The organism is Planktothrix tepida PCC 9214, assembly GCF_900009145.1.
In the GTDB taxonomy this organism is placed as follows: Bacteria; Cyanobacteriota; Cyanobacteriia; order Cyanobacteriales; family Microcoleaceae; genus Planktothrix; species Planktothrix tepida.
In genome coordinates, this window is the sequence record NZ_LN889802.1 from 231,436 (window position 1) to 248,465 (window position 17,030).

The following is a 17,030-nucleotide window of genomic DNA, read 5'->3' on the forward strand; positions in this document are numbered from 1 at the left end:
AGAGTGAACATTATGAAAAGAGCAGAACCTCAAACAGGTTTAACCAGTATTATTTTAGGAATTGCATTAGCAATATTGGCGTTAATCTCTGTCAATTCCTTTGTTATTGTTAACCCTGGTCAAGCAGGAGTATTGAGTATTTTAGGAAAAGCGCAAGATGGGGTATTATTAGAAGGAATTCATTTTAAACCTCCCTTAGTTTCTAATGTTGACATTTATGATTTAACGGTGCAGAAATTTGAAGTACCTGCCCAAAGTTCTACAAAGGATTTACAACAGTTATCGGCGAGTTTTGCCATTAACTTTAGGCTTGACCCGGTACAAGTCGTCAGAATTAGACGAGAACAGGGAACGTTACAAAATGTTGTTTCTAAAGTAGTTGCTCCCCAAACCCAAGAATCTTTTAAAATTGCAGCAGCAAAACGAACCATTGAAGAAGCAATTACGCAACGGGAATTATTGAAATCAGACTTTGATGAAGCACTGAATGAACGATTAGATAAATATGGAATTATTGTCTTAGATACCAGTGTGGTTGATTTGGCTTTTTCTCCTGAATTTGCCAAAGCGGTTGAAGAAAAACAAATTGCTGAACAACGAGCAAGACGGGCAGTTTATATTGCGAAAGAAGCAGAACAACAAGCTCAAGCTGATATTAATCGGGCAAAAGGAACGGCGGAAGCTCAACGATTATTAGCAGAAACATTGAAAGCCACAGGGGGACAATTAGTCTTACAAAAAGAAGCTATTGAAGCTTGGGAAAAGGGAGGAGCCCAAATGCCAAAAGTGTTGATTTTGAATGGGGATAATAAAAGTATGGTGCCGTTTTTATTTAATTTAGGAAATCTCCCAGAAATGGGTTATGAATAAGGGTTAAAAAAATCCTAAGAAAATGAACTAATCAGTTTTTTAGGTAAATTTTTTTAGACCATCTGTAGGGGCGAGGTGACCTCGCCCTTACTTACGCCCCAAATAAATTTCGGAGCTTTTGGCGTTAGTTTAATACAACTTGAAGAATAATTAGAGTATAATCATATCAGATTTACCTAATTTCTATATTTTAAAGAATTAAAAATCATGTCTATCTTTACATTACAATCTGTTAAAAAAGAATTTGGAACCAAAGAAATTCTCAGAGAAGCTAACTTTAGTTTAGATGCAACGGATAAAGTCGGTTTAATTGGAACCAATGGGTCAGGAAAATCAACCTTATTAAAAATGATTGCTGGACAGGAACCCATTGATGGGGGGCAACTTTGGGTGAACCCTAGAGCTAAAGTCATCTATTTACCGCAACAACCGAATTTAGATGAAAATCGCACGGTTTTAGAACAAATTTTTGCCGATAGTGGCGAACAAATGCACTTAATTCAAGAATATGAAGATTTATCTCATAAATTAGCAAAACATCCTGAAGATTCTCAACTCTTAACGCGATTTTCCCAAGTGACTCAAAAAATGGATGCAACCAACGCTTGGGAATTAGAAAACCGAGCTAAAATTATTTTAACAAAATTAGGCATTGAAGATTTTGACACACCTATTCGTCAGTTATCCGGGGGATATCGCAAACGCATTGCTTTAGCAACAGCGTTATTAGTTGAACCGGATGTTTTATTAATGGATGAACCGACTAACCATTTAGATGCAATGTCCGTTGAATGGTTGCAAGATTACTTGAAAAATTATCGTGGTGCTTTACTTTTAATTACCCATGACCGTTATTTTTTAGACCAAGTAACGAATCGAATTTTAGAATTAGACCGAGGGGACTTATTTACCTATTCAGGGAATTATTCTTATTTTTTAGAAAAGAAAGCAGAAGCCGAGGATATTGCTGTAAGTCAACAACGCAAACATCGGGGAGTTTTACGCCGAGAATTAGAATGGTTGAAGCGAGGGCCAAAAGCCAGAAGTACCAAACAAAAAGCTCGAATTCAACGCATCGAAGGAATGCAAGAAACGGAGTTTAAACAAATTCAGGGGAAAGTGGAAATTTCAACTCCAGGTCGTCGGATTGGGAAAAAGGTAATTGAATTAAATAACGTTTCTAAATCCTATGATAATCGGGTTTTAATTCAAGAGTTTACCTATAGTTTTAATCCCGATGACCGTTTAGGAATTATTGGGGGAAATGGAGTCGGAAAATCAACGTTATTAGATATGATTACAGGTCGAGTCCAACCGGATAGCGGAATATTAGAAATAGGGTCAACGATTCATATCGGTTATTTTGACCAACATTCCGAAGATTTGTTAGCCGCCATGAATGAAAACCAGCGTGTAATTGATTATTTAAAAGAAGTAGCTGAATACGTTAAAACCGCCGATGGAACCCAAATTACCGCCTCTCAAATGTTAGAACGGTTTTTGTTTCCTCCCAATCAACAATATTCACCATTAAACAAACTTTCGGGAGGTGAAAAACGACGGTTATTTTTATTACGAGTATTAATGAGTGCGCCGAATGTATTAATTTTGGATGAACCCACGAATGATTTAGATGTGCAAACTTTATCGGTTTTAGAAGATTATTTAGAGGATTTTAATGGCTGTGTGATAGTGGTTTCCCACGACCGTTATTTTTTAGACCGAACCGTTGAAACAATTTTTTCCTTTGAATCTGGGGGGATTTTACGACAATATCCAGGGAATTATTCGGTTTATTTAGATTATAAAAAATCCGAGGAATTAGAGTTAAGTCGCCAGACGGTAAAAGTTGAAGAAAAACTGAAAGATGCAGGAATAGAGTCTGATAAATCTCAACGGTATTCTTGGGATAAAAGTGGACAACGGAAATTATCGTCTAAAGAACGGCGAGAATATGAAAAGTTAGAGACAAAAATTGCTGAGTTAGAAGCGAAAAAAATAGAGTTAGAACAGCAATTATATCATGCACCTCCGGGGGCGGTTTCTAAAGTTCAAGACTTACATCAACAAGTAGAAACCATTACCCAAGAGATTGATAATGCCACAGAACGGTGGCTAGAATTAGCAGAAATTGCTTCTTCTAACTAACAAAAGGTAGAGATAATTTTAATTACCTTTACTCCTGTAAATTAAGCTATAAACGGCTTTGTTCGATGGGGGCTGAGGGATTAAGATTGGTATCAATGGTTTTAGGTTGACTTGCCACCCGAATTAATCCTATTAATAATACCAAAATCACTCCCATCAACGGCCAGAATGAATCTTCGGAGGATTTCTGTTTAGAGCTAGCGGATTTTTCTCCAATCTCTCGAATATCATATTCATTCCCGCCACAACTTTGACAAAACATCACGTTTTTGTTGTAGGGATGGGGTAGAAAGTCACAGGGAAGTTTTTGAAGACCTTCATGATTTTTATAGGGGCAATTCACTTTATGAGTCATATCAACCTCCCTCTTTGTGGGATGATTAAAGAGTATTCCTTTTAAATGAAATACACCCTGCTAAAAAGGTTTATCTTTATAATATAACGGTTATTTTCCGCAAAAGTCTCTATGAAAAGGGGGAAATTAAGCTTCTATCCATAGGCTGATAACCTCAGATATTTTTCTATCTTATTATAGAGTTAAGTTTAGAGTTTAGCTGCTTTTAAAGCCCGTTAAAAAAAATTAGTTTTTATTAAAAATAGAATATGGGGGAATTTCAATCGAACGTAAAAATGCAGCACTTTCTTCAGGTAAAGCCGTATTAATATACATTCCACTGCCGAGTTCAAATCCGGCGGATAAAGAAACTCTGGGAATTAAAGCAATATACCAATGGGAATAATCGGTACGTTGTTCAGCAGTCGGGATTGAACGAATGGTATAGTTATAATCAGGATTATTTAACCCATAGTAAAGTTTGGCTAGGACAGTTTTTAAAGTTTTAGCTAAATCTAAAATTTCCACTTCGGTAATTTCATCAAAGGAAGACGTATGGCGACGGGGAAAAATCCAAGTATGAAACGGTGAAAGAGCGGCATAAGGAATAAACGCCACAAAATGTTCACTGGTAAAAATAATTCGTTCTTGTGCTTGTAATTCCTCTGCTAAAGTTCGGCAAAAAATACATTCTCCCGTATCATCATAATAGCGAATTGCTTCCCGTGCACGATCTCTCCATTGATAGGGAACAATGGGAATGGCGGCAATTTGAGAGTGCGGATGTTCTAAGGAAGTTCCCGCACCTCGACCATGATTTTTAAAGATAATAATAGTTTCCACACGAGAATCTAGGCGAATATCAGCATAGCGTTTGCGATAAACTCGAATAATATTGGCTAAATCGTTAATTTCCATTAATGCCATTGTTAAATCATGGCGAGGATGTTCAATCACAACTTCATGAAATCCAAACCCTGATAAAGCTCTAAAAATACCGTCAGTTTCTCGGACTCTTTCACCTTCAGGAGATAAAGCGGGATATTTATTAGAAACAACGCGGACTCGCCATTCTAAATCATTCGATAACCTTAACATTTCTCGACCTCCTGTTAACGGTTCATTCCCAGCACAAAAGGGACAGTTAGAACGATAGTGAGGAATAGGGGTGAGAGACATTTCAGGCTTAGAAAATTCATCGGGTCGTTTAGCCCGTTCAGTGGCAATAATCACCCAATCTCTTGTAATTAAATTTTGTCTGAGTTCAGTCATATTATCAAAAATGAATTGAAAAGGCTGAATATAAAAGGAGGAACAGAGAGAATGATTTAATTAGGTAGAGTTAGTCCTCGTTTTGTCCCTAGATAAACAGCAAAACTCCCTAACCAATGACTTCCCCCATAGGAATTTCCTGATAAAGGATTTAAACCGACTTGGCGATGAAGATTTGCCACAGCTTTTAAAGCAGGAATTCGGTTATCTTCTGGAAATAAGCCTGAGATAATCCCGTCTAACATCCATGCCCGACTTAAGTTTAACCCATCAAAATGGGATTGTCCGTAATCTTCAGTATTTTCCAGAGTAATCGGATAAAGCCAGTCCGTTTTCAAGTCAAGGGGAAGTTCGGGTAAAAAAAGAGTTAACCATTCGCTAAATTCGACAGCCGGAAGCACCCGTCGCATTAAGTCTGCTTCTGCTAAACACGGAGAAAGAAAATCATAACCCAAGGGTTCGCAATGCAAGGAATAATTGTGATCTTGGCTATAGAATTTTTGAACTTTATATTCAACTTCATCTAAGAGGTTTTCCTGATCCGTAATCGTTGCCCAATCTAACATTAATCCTAATGCAAAGGCAGTTTGATTGTGTAATCCGGTGCGATTAGGATGGGTTAAAGTATTTAACCAATTTCGCAGATTATTCACGACAACGGTTTCTAATGGTGCTAAATCTTCCAATAAACATTTAGCTTGGTTGTCGTTCCATTCGGTTAATTCTGCTATTAATTGTAAAAACCAAACTAACCCATAGGGACATTCAAATCGAGGTTGAGACTTTAAAAACTCTGCTTCAATTCTAATATTTTCAGGTGTGAGATTTTGAGTTAAAATTTCTCTAGCGGGGGTAACAAAATCTGCTTCTGGAAAATATCGAATTAATCGGGTTAACATCCAATGATTATGAACCGCAGAATGCCAATCTAAACAGCCATAAAAAGCCGGATTGAGTTTTCGAGGAGGAATCAAATCAGCATCACTTTCTAACCAGTAACACTGAACATGAGGATATTCTTGAAGGGTACATTTCAAGCCGAATTCAGCAAAGCGATTAGCAACTTCTAAAGAAAAGGTTTCAGGGTTTAAATTCACGGGTTTGAAAATGGGATTTTAACTCATAAATATGATATAAATATCAGTTATATTGGGCAGTTGACTAAATTGCAATAATAATTAATAAATATTAAACTTAACTCTATATCCGTATATTTACCGACACTTTCAGTCATTGCTCTTAATCTGACTTAAAATTGGCAATCCCTCTTAACCTTAACCCACAACTGAAGATGAAAGTTAAGGTTAAACAGACACAAAATTTAGGGAAACTTTGTGATCTTATTCATATTTGAGGCTGCCATCAATATTGGCAATATGTTCATTCAAGTTAATTGATGTTTCCACATCTGAACTCATTTTTTTGGATAAATTGAAACACATCCCTTGAAGTACCCCCTGATCAGATACAGTCAAGTCGTAACAATTAATTAATGCTTGCCGTCCTAAGTTTTCTTGTTTCCAAGATAGAATTCCTTCGCGATTATTTTCAAGATATGGATTTAATTCCAGCGTTGTTTGCTGATAAGAACCGTTCATTTTCTCGCAGTTTGCTGAGAGAATTGCTTTTCCTAAACTTGCCATATCTGTACCACTCGAAACAGTAATATCTGTACAGGTATTACTAAATTCACCAATTGCCCATGCCTGACCACCCCATACATTGAAGCCTAGAACAACGGCTAAGATAAAGGTAATGATTACTTTTACCCACAAAGATAAAATTTTCATACTTTCCCTCTGAAAAATTAACATCTTCTCTAAGTTTACAAGACGATCAGCGATCGCTGCCATAAATTTCTCTCAATCACCTGAAGTACCCAGGAGAAACTAATTGTCAGGGTGCTAGCACCATTTGGTCAAAGATTTTGTAGCGAGAACGCAGCACAAATTCGTTATTTAGGGGTTGCTGACGGGTTTGGAGTTTGAGTTTGTGTTTGACTTTGTTGAGGAACTTTAGGCGTTTCTGGGGGAAGTTTCCAATCTTCCAGGGAACGGTTCATTGCCGATAAAATCTCATCAGAAATGACTAAAACTGTGATATCTTTTGGTGTAGGTTGAGGTGAGTTAATTTGAGCATATAAAGACTTTCCTTGAAAATCTTTTTTTCCTAATCGTAATTGATAAGTTGTATTGTTCTTGAGTTTGATATCTATTTTATCGGTTACGGTATCTAACCCATAATCCTTGATTTTATCGGGTGAAACGGTTAACTTTTGAATTCCCGAATGAGGGTCAGAGGGGATGCTTTGATTTTTTAATAATTCCATCAAAAGATAATCTACTGAAGCAGGGTTTGCTAAAAATTGTGTTGGGGTTGTAATTTTCCAAGGGGATTTTTTTAACTCATCGGCATTCGTAACTCGTTCCACAGTAATGATTTGTTGAGGAGTTGTCACCGTAAAAGATTGAATTTCATCCTTACCAAAGGAAAATATTTTTTGTTGTTTGGCTTGGATTTCTTCCTGCTGTGTTTTTCCTCGAATTTCAAACACATAAACAAACCCTGCTAAACCTAGGGCTAAAGTCATTAAAATTAAAGTTGAACGTTGAAATTTCATAACCAATTCAGCATTAAACTACTTTTCAACCAGAAACGGGGTTTCTACACCTAGATTTACCGTCTTTTCCACCACAAAAACACAGCCATTCCAAATCCAAATAGGGGTAAAATGACTAACCCTAACCAACTGAGAGTTTGTCCTAAAGTTGGAGTTATAGCAAGGCGACGACTGGTGGGTAATTTGGGGCGAATGGATAACGTTTCTTGGTCAGACTTGCTTAACCAACTCACTGAATTTAGAAACACGTCTCCATTGAGTTGTTGACCAAACCATCCATTGGTTGCAAATTGTGAATTTCCAAACACCACTAACCGCGCTTCAGGTTTTTCCGGGGTGGGCTGGGATGTCGGTGTTGGACTTGGTGATGGTTTATTAGTCGCATCCTCAGCTTTTTTTGGGGTACGACTTAACGCTACCCCTAGAGATAGGGGGCCTTGTCGGTCAACTCCTGGGTTAAGCTGAAGTTGGGGACTCTTCAGGTCACTTTCAGCCCAAGTTTGATCATTTGTCCAAATTAACGGACTTTCCGTAATTCCATCAATGGTGCGAGTTTCAACGGGACTAGCGTAGGGATAAATGGAAATGCCATTGCCAAAATCTTGCGTAATCGGATGTTGACCATATTCTCGCACAATCGGAACCGTAGGCCCTAACCCTACTAAACGCCCACTTCCTGACCCATCAATAGCAAGGCGAGTATCAACTTTAACGCCCCATTTTTCTAATAAATCATCTAAACCATGATTGGTTTGTGGGTCTAACATTAATAAAATAGAGCCACCTTGGTCTAAATAAGCTTCTAATGCTTTGACTTCTCCTTCAAATAATTTCCGTTGAGGACTAGCAACAATAATCACATCCGCATCCGTTGGAACTGCTGTTTTTTCGGCTAAATTTATCGGTTCTGCTATAAAATTCTTTTCTTTTAAACTATTTAAAGCCTCTGATAATCCGCCTTGTCCTTCGGTTAAAGGCCGTTCCCCATGACCTTGCAGAAAATAAACTTTTGGGGCGCGGTTACTGACTAATTGTTCAAGATTATTCGTTAGTTTTATTTCTGTTAACGGTTCTAACGCTTCTTTTCTGACTCGTTGACGTTTTTCTCCCGATTGTAAATAAATTTCTCCAAATTCTTGTACTCCAAATTGTTGAGCCAGCCCCGGTTTAGCTTGGGGGTCTACAAATTCATATTGAAAATTTTTGCCGCCAATGCGTTCATAACTGACTAATAATTCTTGGGTTTGAGGATTTTCTCCTCGGTCAAAAACCCAAACTTTCACAGGTTTTTTAAAGCTTTTTACTAAAGTTTGGGTTTGTGGAGATAACGTAAATTGTTGATTTTCCGTTAAATCAATTCGCCAGTTATTTCTAATGGCAATGAAATTAATGAGTCCTAAAATAACCAAGACAGAAATTGTAGAAGCTAAAGCATTTGTTCCGGCTTGGGTAGAGCGACGACTCCAATAAGGTGTTTGAGATTTATCCTGGGGTTTAAAATAAGCTTGGAACAAAAACCATAAGCCTAAAAATACCACTCCCGTAATGATTAAAATTAAGGAAATCGGTTCCCAGCTTCCCATAACTACACCCGCCGATATCCCCATCACCATTAGACACGGCCCCAGCCAAAATAGAAAGGGAATGAGTTTACTATTGATTTTGAATTGTTTTTTTTTCATAATTTAATCAAGAGTTAGGATAAAAAACTTTGATAGATTTAGATTCAAAAGGTAGCTGATTATTAACTTCGTTGGAAGCGTAACGCATCAATAGATTGGGCTGTTAGAAATATTCCGACAATAATATAACTAGCTAATAGAATAATGCTACTACTATCAACAATTCCTCGAATAAAGTTGGTGTAGCTGGAAATTAGAGATAAATATTTTAACCCTTCTCCCAAAATTCCCCCTACACTGCTTCCAATTAAGTCTATAACCCATAAAAATAAAATTAGGGCAAAGGTAAATACAGCCGATAAAATTGTGCTATCCGTTAAAGAAGAAATAAACATTCCCAAGGATAAAACCCCCGCCGCAAATAAAATTAACCCTAGATGAGCCAAGAGAAATACCTGCGGCGCAAGAGGCGGGTTAGAAGCACTTAACGCTAACGCTTCTAATCCCATCAATGGTAAAATCATCGTGAAATAAAAGGTCAGTACCCCCAATAATTTTCCGGTTGCTACTACCCAATTTGTTAGGGGAGAAGTGGCTAATAGTTCTAAGGTTCCCCGTTTGCGTTCTTCCGCATATAATCCCATTGATAACATCGGTAATACGAATAAAGATAACGTTCCAATTAATCGCAAATAGACTTGTAAAAATTCATAAGGTAAATCAATTGGTGGGTCAGTCATTCCCATTTGATCTCGATAAGCAACCTGTTGAATTAACCCATCTGGCCCCAATAAAATCGCAATAAAAAAGTAACCCGTAATCAGCCAAAAAACTCCTGCAATGGCATAGGCTAAGGGAGAGGCAAAATACCCCTGTAACTCTTTCCGATAAATTGCCAGAATATTGTTCAGAATCACTAACATAATTATTATTTATCCGAGTCAGATGTTAAATTTTCGGGTTGAAAGTCAGTATCTTCTCGTCTTTCAGATTCCTGATTTTCCGGTTCTGAAGCCAGGTCTTCCTCTGTTTCTGTATCCGTTATCATATCTGAGTTTGTGTCTGTTATAAACTCAGTTTTTTGAGGCGGATTTTGGGTCGTTAACTCTAAAAATACATCTTCTAAAGTGGCGCGAGTTCGTCGCAGTTCATACACTTTTAAATCTAAGGCAAATAAAGCTGCAAGAATTTCAGGCGCAGGTTCTTGATCCAGTTCACAACTTAGCCTTAACTGTTCTCGATTGCTTCCCTCTGAAATTTTGAGTTGCTCAACAACTTTCACCCCGGAGATCTGGTTTAAGGTAACTAATTTTTCAGACGTGATTTCCCCCTCAACTTCTACTTCATATCCTGATCCCCCAGTTAACTGTTCCATCAGGGTTTCTGGTGTTCCCGTTGCCACAATTTGACCTCGATTAATAATGGCAACTTGGCTACAAGTCATACTTACTTCCGGTAAAATATGAGTTGATAAAACAATCGTATGGCTTCCCGCTAAACTTTTAATTAAATTACGGACTTCAATAATTTGCCGGGGATCTAGCCCTACCGTTGGTTCATCTAATACAATCACAGGCGGATCATGAACAATAGCTTGAGCAATTCCGACCCGTTGTCGATAACCTTTTGATAATTTCCGAATTAAAGATTTTCGTCGTTCTAATAATCCACATTTTGCCATCGCCGTTTCTACATTGGTTTTGCGATCACCAGCGACAACTCGTTTAATCTGTGCGACAAAATGCAAATATCCTTCAACCGTCATATCAGGATATAACGGCGGATTTTCTGGTAAATATCCAATTCGTTGTCGCACATCCATTGATTGTTCGTGGACATCAAACCCAGCAATTCTTGCCGTTCCACTCGTTGCGGGAAGATAGGCTGATAAAATTCGCAGGGTGGTTGTTTTGCCCGCCCCATTAGGCCCTAAAAATCCCAAAATTGCCCCAGGTTCCACCGCAAAGGAAACATCCCGCAGCGCCACAGTAGAACCATAGGTTTTACACAACTTCTCAACTTCAATCATGCTGACCGATAGAGCAACGTTTCTTACTTTAGCTTGAAATGGGCATCCTCAGACACAGACATAAATCCTTCAGGACTAACGCACCCATTAAAACCTATCTCTAAAAGATTCAACGGCTCTATCCTCAAGTTATATCTATATATATAAGAACTTTTAACAGATCAGTATGAACTGTAATTCAAGCTGTATCAGTGTTTGAGGTATATATAATTTAAATTTATGCAAAATACTCTACTTTATAAATATTACAAATGCAAAAAATCCCCCAAAGGGGTTGACACAGCCAAGAAAGGCTGTTAGATTAATAAGAGTGTCGAAAAACAAAGACGGCACGCCGAACCTGGACAACTTAAGAGTTTGAAAGCCAAGTTAGCACATTCTGTATATCTCGTCTTTAAGAATTTCTTCTTAATCGGGGAGTTTAACACAAACTTTCTGAAAAAGCAAAAAATTCTAAAACTTTGAGAAACAAGTTTTAGAGCCAAAAAAACAGATTCTTCAAAATGGAGAGTTTGATCCTGGCTCAGGATGAACGCTGGCGGTCTGCTTAACACATGCAAGTCGAACNCTCATCTTGTTCACTACAATCAATCAGTAGTAGCAATTCATCGATTACCTGCCTAACCGGCATCCGATCATTGATCACAAATAGCCCCGACATTTGGTGTCCCTGAGATAACCGCTCATAAGCAAAGTCTGGCATTGTTGCACGATCATGAGTTAAGAGAATGCGCCCATTGCTTGTGGCCCAATCTAGAATTTCTGGATCATCCACTTTTCGCAACCCAACATCCTGAACACGCAATAAGTCAAGATCTGGTTGACGAAGAAACAATCCTCGCACGATATCGCCATTAAAATTTTCATCACTCAGCAACCTCAACATAACAAAGCTTAGGGAGTTTGTTGTGCTAAAAGTCTGGATCGAATCAAGCTCAGATCAGGCTGAATTTCAGAAAATCGTTGATGAACGGATTCTGCTAACTGTTCGCGCTCGTTCAGATAGGATTCTATTTCTTGCTGATGCCGAAGATAATAACCAATTGTGATGTAAACGTCAGACAGAGAAAGTGTTGAGTATCTTTGCACAATGGTTTCTGGAGAAGCACCATCCTGGAATCCTCGGATTACCAGTTCCAGGAGAACCCTTGAGTTACCAACCCGAATTGCTCCTGTTGCATCTTTTCTAAGTGGTGGGGACTCGCACTCCAAGACAAGACTCACAATTTTATCTCCATTAGGGACTACTAGAGCAGGCTTTAAGTCAAAAGTATTAGTCCTAATTATACCTACTAATCCTGTGTCGTTACGATATACGGAAAACTTCTGCATAAAACTCCCGAAATTCTATGTCCTAACCACGCCTAGCGGTTGCTATAATTCTGGATTGATGCCGATAATCCTATGGGGATAATTTGTTGCTGCGCTTGAGCGCATCCTAAAGAGGCGTGAACGCCTCACAACTTAGGGTATGGGAACTGTTCTTAATAACTGTTCAATAATCGTTTTTGACCGTCTTCCTCCGGCTGGAATTAAACGATGGGATAAAACATGAGGTGCGAGATATTTCACATCATCGGGTGTGCCATAATCTCTTCCTAATAAAAAGGCTAAGGCTTGTGTGGCTCGATGTAAAGCAATTGCGCCACGAGGACTTACTCCTAATGTAATTTCTTCTGATTCTCTTGTAGCTCTCACTAAATTGAGAATATATTGTTGTAACGAAGTTTCCATTTTAACTTGATGACACCAGTGTTGCAGTTCTAAGACTTCATCCTGAGAAATACAAGGTTCTAATTCCTCAACGCTTATCCCATCGGATAATCGTTGTAACATTTGCAATTCTTCGGCTTCGCTGGGATATCCTAACGTTAAGGATAATAAAAATCGATCCATTTGGGCTTCCGGTAAAGGAAATGTCCCTTGATATTCAATGGGGTTTTGAGTCGCTATCACAAAAAACGGTTTAGGAACAAACCGAGATACCCCATCAACGGTGACTTGTCGTTCTTCCATGACTTCTAATAACGCGGACTGAGTTCGAGGGGTTGCTCGGTTAATTTCATCCGTTAATAAAATATTGGTAAAAATTGGCCCAGGGAGAAATTCAAACTCTCCCGTGCGGGGGTTCCAAATATTGGTTCCGGTGATATCTGTCGGTAATAAATCCGGTGTACATTGAATCCGTTGAAATTGTCCCGCAATGGAACGCGCGAGGGATTTTGCGAGTAAGGTTTTTCCCACACCCGGTACATCTTCTAATAACGCATGACCTCCCGCTAATAAGGCAACTAACGTTAGCCGAATAGCATCTTCTTTTCCTACAATCGTCCGGCTTAAATTGTGTTTTAGACGTTCAATTCGTTCTTTCATATTAACAGTTATCAGTTATCAGTTATCAGTTATCAGTTATCAGTTATCAGTGTAAGAGTTAGCCGTTAGTTAGTCACGAGTCAGACGTTCATAATTTCCCCTCTTCCCCTTGTCCCCTCTTCCCTCTTCTCTTTTCCCCTTTCCCCTTGTCCCCTTATCCCCTTGTCCCTACTTCCCCTGCTTATTTCTGTGACTCCACTGCTAACACCTCTGTTGCGTGTAAACAGTCAGCTTGAATTTGAGTTGTGAGACTCTCTAAAGAGGGGAATTTCTGTTCCGGTCGCAAGAATTCTTCTAGGCTAACCTTTAAGGTTTTCCCATATAAATCTCCTGACCAATTTAATAAATGAACCTCGACAGTGATGGTTTGACCTGCGACCGTTGGACGACAGCCAATATTCATCACCCCCGGATGATTTACTAATCCCAAATTAGCATTATTTTCGGTTTCTGAGACTTTCACCGCATAAACTCCAGACCGAGGGAAAAACTTTTCTGGGGGGAGGTGTAAATTAGCAGTCGGAAATCCGATGGTTCGTCCTAACTGTTGACCCTGAACCACTGAACCGACTAAATGATAGGATCTTCCTAATAATTGATTGGCGCGACGAATTGCACCCTTTTCTAAAGACGTGCGAATTTCTGAACTGCTAATTCGTTCCCCATTTTCACATAAATATAAAGGAACTGTTTTAACTTTAATTCCGTGATGTCCGGCAATTTTTTCTAAATCCTTCACTGTTCCCGTTCGCTTTTTTCCAAAGCGGAAATCAAATCCTACACTAATACAACGAGGTTGCAATTTTTGAATTAAAATTCTTTCAACAAATTCCCTCGGACTTAAGGTTGCCATTTGTTCATCAAACGGTAACAACACCCATTGTTCTACCCCCATTGTTTTTAACCATTCAGCTTTTTCATCTAAGGGGGTGAGTAACTTTTTGGGTTGACCTGTAAAAAATTCTTGAGGATGGGGATGAAACGTTACCACTGTACTATAACAGGGTTGAGATTCTCCTAAATTGTTATCCAACAGCCCTCTATCCCACGTCAACAGGGTGACGGGGTTCGTTAAAAGCATCTCTGTCCGTTGTCGGGAATCTAAAGGTGAGTGTCGCTTTAAAATCGGCTGAATCACCTGTTGATGACCACGATGTAAGCCATCAAAGTTCCCCAAAGCAATGGCAGTGGGCGTTAATACGGTATCAAGCGATGATGTTATCCACACGCTTCACATTTTACTCTACTTTGGAAATTACCCTATTTTTAAAACCCTACCAAGATTAAGGAACTCAGTAGGGCTTTAAAAAGTTTAGCGTTTAAACCGCTTAAGTAATTCTGAGTAAAGCAAGTTAACGTGAGTTCGACGAAGCGATGGCGTAGCCGCCGCCTGTCGGCATCGCACCTGAGCACAAGACCACGAAGCGAGCGCATAGCCAGGGCTGGGGACGGAATTAGACATCAACAGGAGAAAGGGGGAGCGATAATAGAATATAAAAAATGTTCCGGGTCAAACGGATAAGCCGCCATTGCCAACGCATCCACCGCATCGTTTTTCCCGTGGCCGGGTAAATTTTTTCCCTCACGATAGCGTTTAAGCTCCATGTGACCGACCCATTTAACCTCAACTCCCTCACCCTTTAAAATCTGATAGAAGATGCGACTATAATGAATACCCGTCGGCTCTAAGACTGCTAAATTTGGCTCGTTTTCCCGAACAAATTCTACAAAATCCCACAGTGATTTTTGCCGATCACCTTTTGGGTTTGAGTAAAATCGTGGGTATTCTACCGCCGCGTTTCTTGCAGATTTTCGCCAATAATTTCCGAGTCCGCCTGCTGGATAATTCTCTAGCGGTTTAATTCTTGTAATAAAACCTCAGCTTGTACACCGTGATAAAGGCAGATGAAAGGGGGAAATTAATCCCCCAAGACAAATGATTTGGAAGTCTTACTCACCCTCCCGAATATTACGGTGTTCAGTCGCCAAGAAAAAGAAGGTTTTGTTGTTCGTAAGTTAGAACTATTAAAGGAATTACATCATTCGTTATGAAGAATATATCTATGAAAGAGTTAAAGAATTAACTGTAGAACAAGTCAGCCAAAACGAACAATATCGAACAACCAGTGGAGTCATGGAGGGATTAAACAACCGAATCAAATTAATTCTTCGTCAAAGCTATGGCTTCAAAAATTTTGAGATGATCCGTGAAAAGCTACTAGCTTGCCTTTTTATATAATCTTTACTTATCACCCTAAGTATAGGAGAGTCCTATTCATCTGCGTTTTACTGTTTGTTAAAAACATAATACAAATGTAATCTTTGTTAGGGCGATCGCTGTTTTGTTATAACCACGAATCTCTTTCAGGGATTTAAACTTGTCTGGGGAATCGATGCTAACGGATTAGTCAGCTTCTCGTCTATGGGGAAATGCTATCAACTGGAGAACAGTTGCAGTAGTATGGGAAAGGGGGTAAAGAGTAAGCGCAGGCGATTACGGACTTGTTAAGAGTCTGAGGAAAGTCCGGGCTCCCGAAAGACCAAACTTGCTGGGTAACGCCCAGTGCGAGTAATCGTGAGGATAGTGCCACAGAAAGATACCGCCTTTTTACAGTCAACCGTGAACAGTCAATCTTTTGATAACTGATAACTGATAACTGATAAGGGGTAAGGGTGCAAAGGTGTGGTAAGAGCGCACCAGCAACGTCGTGAGGCGTTGGCTCGGTAAACCCCGGTTGGGAGCAAGGTCGGAGGAACTAAGGTTGGTCTTTTTCCCGTTCCGATCAAAAGTGGTACCGCTAGAGGTGTTTGGTAACAGACATCCCAGATAGATAATCGCCATCTAAAGCTGATTTCAGCCTGGATAACAGAACCCGGCTTATGTCTGACTCTTTCCCTCCCTTTTTGACTAACAGGCAAGATGCCTGTGACACACACCTGACTTGATTGACAGGCAAGATGCCTGTTCTACTTTCACACTTATGACTCTTGGCTATCCAAATCGAAAACGCCAGTTACAAAAGCTGATCCAACGTTTGGGACTTTCTAATCAGGCTCCCATTCCCTGGGACTTGTTAGATTTGGCTTTAACTCACCCTACATTGTCAGCAGAAGCCAATTATGAACAATTGGAATTTGTCGGAGATTCGGTGGTGCGGTTGGTGGCATCTGAGTTGCTATTTGAAGTTTATCCCCACTGTCCGGTCGGAGAATTTGCGGCAATTCGTTCAATTTTAGTGAGCGATCGCACCTTAGCAGAAATCGCAGATTATTACGGAATGTCCCAATTTTTGCTCGTCGCCGGTAGTGCAATGCGGGATAAAGCTGGGGAAGAATCTCGTCTGGCGGACTGTTTTGAAGCGGTGTTAGCAACATTATATCTTGGGACTCACGATTTAACCTTAATTCGTCCTTGGTTAGATCCCCATTTTCGACAACGAGCCGCAGAGATTATTCGAGATCCGGCTCGTCATAATTATAAAGCTGCCTTACAGGAATGGACGCAAAGCCATCATAAAATTTTGCCCGAATATAAGGTGCAGCAAAATCGCCAAATTCATAATGATGAAGAACGTTTTACCGCAGAAGTTTGGTTAAAAGGTCGTAAACTGGGTGAAGGAACGGGACGGTCAATTAAATCGGCTGAACAAGCGGCGGCTCAAGTTGCATTTCTTTCTTTAGTAGATACCCAAAATCTGACAACTCTTCAGCATTAATCCCTTAAACACTGAACAACTAATAACTGACAACTGATAACTGACA

Annotated in this window: 17 protein-coding genes, 1 other RNA gene and 1 pseudogene; 5 read left to right on the forward strand and 14 right to left on the reverse strand. The window is 39.4% G+C overall.

Going from position 1 to position 17,030, the window contains the following annotated elements:
- The first annotated feature begins 12 nt into the window (after window positions 1-12).
- Window positions 13-870 (forward strand): prohibitin family protein, encoded by an 858-nt coding sequence (locus tag PL9214_RS15235; RefSeq protein ID WP_072720063.1) that lies wholly within the window; start codon window positions 13-15, stop codon window positions 868-870.
- 207 nt (window positions 871-1,077) lie between these two features.
- Window positions 1,078-3,018 carry an ABC-F family ATP-binding cassette domain-containing protein gene (locus tag PL9214_RS15240; protein WP_072719635.1) on the forward strand — a complete coding sequence of 647 codons (1,941 nt, stop codon included), beginning with the start codon at window positions 1,078-1,080 and terminating at the stop codon, window positions 3,016-3,018.
- A gap of 46 nt (window positions 3,019-3,064) precedes the next feature.
- Here the strand turns inward: PL9214_RS15240 and PL9214_RS15245 are convergent, their stop codons facing one another.
- The 14 genes from PL9214_RS15245 to PL9214_RS31295 form a co-directional block, all read right to left on the reverse strand.
- Window positions 3,065-3,373, reverse strand: a complete 309-nt coding sequence (locus PL9214_RS15245; RefSeq protein ID WP_072719636.1) for a hypothetical protein — start codon at window positions 3,371-3,373, stop codon at window positions 3,065-3,067.
- Between the two features lie 225 nt (window positions 3,374-3,598).
- Entirely contained in the window at window positions 3,599-4,636 is a 1,038-nt protein-coding gene (gene galT / locus PL9214_RS15250; RefSeq protein WP_281250337.1) for a galactose-1-phosphate uridylyltransferase, read from the reverse strand.
- A 44-nt stretch (window positions 4,637-4,680) separates the two neighbouring features.
- On the reverse strand, window positions 4,681-5,721 hold the full coding sequence (locus tag PL9214_RS15255) for a DUF2891 domain-containing protein (RefSeq protein WP_072719638.1): 1,041 nt from the start codon (window positions 5,719-5,721) through the stop codon (window positions 4,681-4,683).
- A gap of 243 nt (window positions 5,722-5,964) precedes the next feature.
- Entirely contained in the window at window positions 5,965-6,477 is a 513-nt protein-coding gene (locus tag PL9214_RS15260) for a CVNH domain-containing protein (RefSeq protein ID WP_083580043.1), read from the reverse strand.
- A 101-nt stretch (window positions 6,478-6,578) separates the two neighbouring features.
- Window positions 6,579-7,244 carry a DUF4340 domain-containing protein gene (locus PL9214_RS15265; protein ID WP_072719639.1) on the reverse strand — a complete coding sequence of 222 codons (666 nt, stop codon included), beginning with the start codon at window positions 7,242-7,244 and terminating at the stop codon, window positions 6,579-6,581.
- 56 nt (window positions 7,245-7,300) lie between these two features.
- Window positions 7,301-8,926, reverse strand: coding sequence for a GldG family protein (locus PL9214_RS15270; RefSeq protein ID WP_072719640.1), 1,626 nt, complete (start codon window positions 8,924-8,926; stop codon window positions 7,301-7,303).
- 62 nt (window positions 8,927-8,988) lie between these two features.
- Complete coding sequence (locus PL9214_RS15275) at window positions 8,989-9,789, reverse strand: ABC transporter permease (RefSeq protein WP_072719641.1); 801 nt, start codon at window positions 9,787-9,789, stop codon at window positions 8,989-8,991.
- A gap of 5 nt (window positions 9,790-9,794) precedes the next feature.
- Window positions 9,795-10,895 carry an ABC transporter ATP-binding protein gene (locus PL9214_RS15280; protein WP_072719642.1) on the reverse strand — a complete coding sequence of 367 codons (1,101 nt, stop codon included), beginning with the start codon at window positions 10,893-10,895 and terminating at the stop codon, window positions 9,795-9,797.
- A gap of 547 nt (window positions 10,896-11,442) precedes the next feature.
- A complete protein-coding gene (locus PL9214_RS15285; RefSeq protein ID WP_222425242.1) occupies window positions 11,443-11,781 on the reverse strand; it encodes a DUF5615 family PIN-like protein in 339 nt (112 codons plus the stop codon).
- A gap of 8 nt (window positions 11,782-11,789) precedes the next feature.
- Complete coding sequence (locus PL9214_RS15290; protein WP_072720065.1) at window positions 11,790-12,119, reverse strand: DUF433 domain-containing protein; 330 nt, start codon at window positions 12,117-12,119, stop codon at window positions 11,790-11,792.
- A gap of 240 nt (window positions 12,120-12,359) precedes the next feature.
- Window positions 12,360-13,268 carry an AAA family ATPase gene (locus tag PL9214_RS15295; protein WP_072719643.1) on the reverse strand — a complete coding sequence of 303 codons (909 nt, stop codon included), beginning with the start codon at window positions 13,266-13,268 and terminating at the stop codon, window positions 12,360-12,362.
- A gap of 181 nt (window positions 13,269-13,449) precedes the next feature.
- Window positions 13,450-14,496 (reverse strand): bifunctional riboflavin kinase/FAD synthetase, encoded by a 1,047-nt coding sequence (locus PL9214_RS15300; protein WP_072719644.1) that lies wholly within the window; start codon window positions 14,494-14,496, stop codon window positions 13,450-13,452.
- An 84-nt stretch (window positions 14,497-14,580) separates the two neighbouring features.
- Window positions 14,581-14,730 (reverse strand): hypothetical protein, encoded by a 150-nt coding sequence (locus PL9214_RS31290; RefSeq protein WP_186440370.1) that lies wholly within the window; start codon window positions 14,728-14,730, stop codon window positions 14,581-14,583.
- Entirely contained in the window at window positions 14,730-14,873 is a 144-nt protein-coding gene (locus tag PL9214_RS31295; RefSeq protein WP_186440371.1) for a response regulator, read from the reverse strand. Before PL9214_RS31295 ends, PL9214_RS31290 begins: the two co-directional genes overlap by 1 nt.
- A 511-nt stretch (window positions 14,874-15,384) precedes the next feature.
- Between PL9214_RS31295 and PL9214_RS15305 the strand changes: the two are divergent.
- From PL9214_RS15305 to rnc, 3 genes and pseudogenes are all read left to right on the forward strand, one after another.
- Window positions 15,385-15,507: pseudogene (locus PL9214_RS15305) on the forward strand (transposase); the annotation flags it as partial.
- A gap of 238 nt (window positions 15,508-15,745) precedes the next feature.
- An RNA gene (gene rnpB, locus PL9214_RS15310) (RNase P RNA component class A) lies at window positions 15,746-16,164 on the forward strand.
- Between the two features lie 85 nt (window positions 16,165-16,249).
- On the forward strand, window positions 16,250-16,984 hold the full coding sequence (gene rnc, locus PL9214_RS15315) for a ribonuclease III (RefSeq protein WP_072719645.1): 735 nt from the start codon (window positions 16,250-16,252) through the stop codon (window positions 16,982-16,984).
- Window positions 16,985-17,030: the final 46 nt, after the last annotated feature.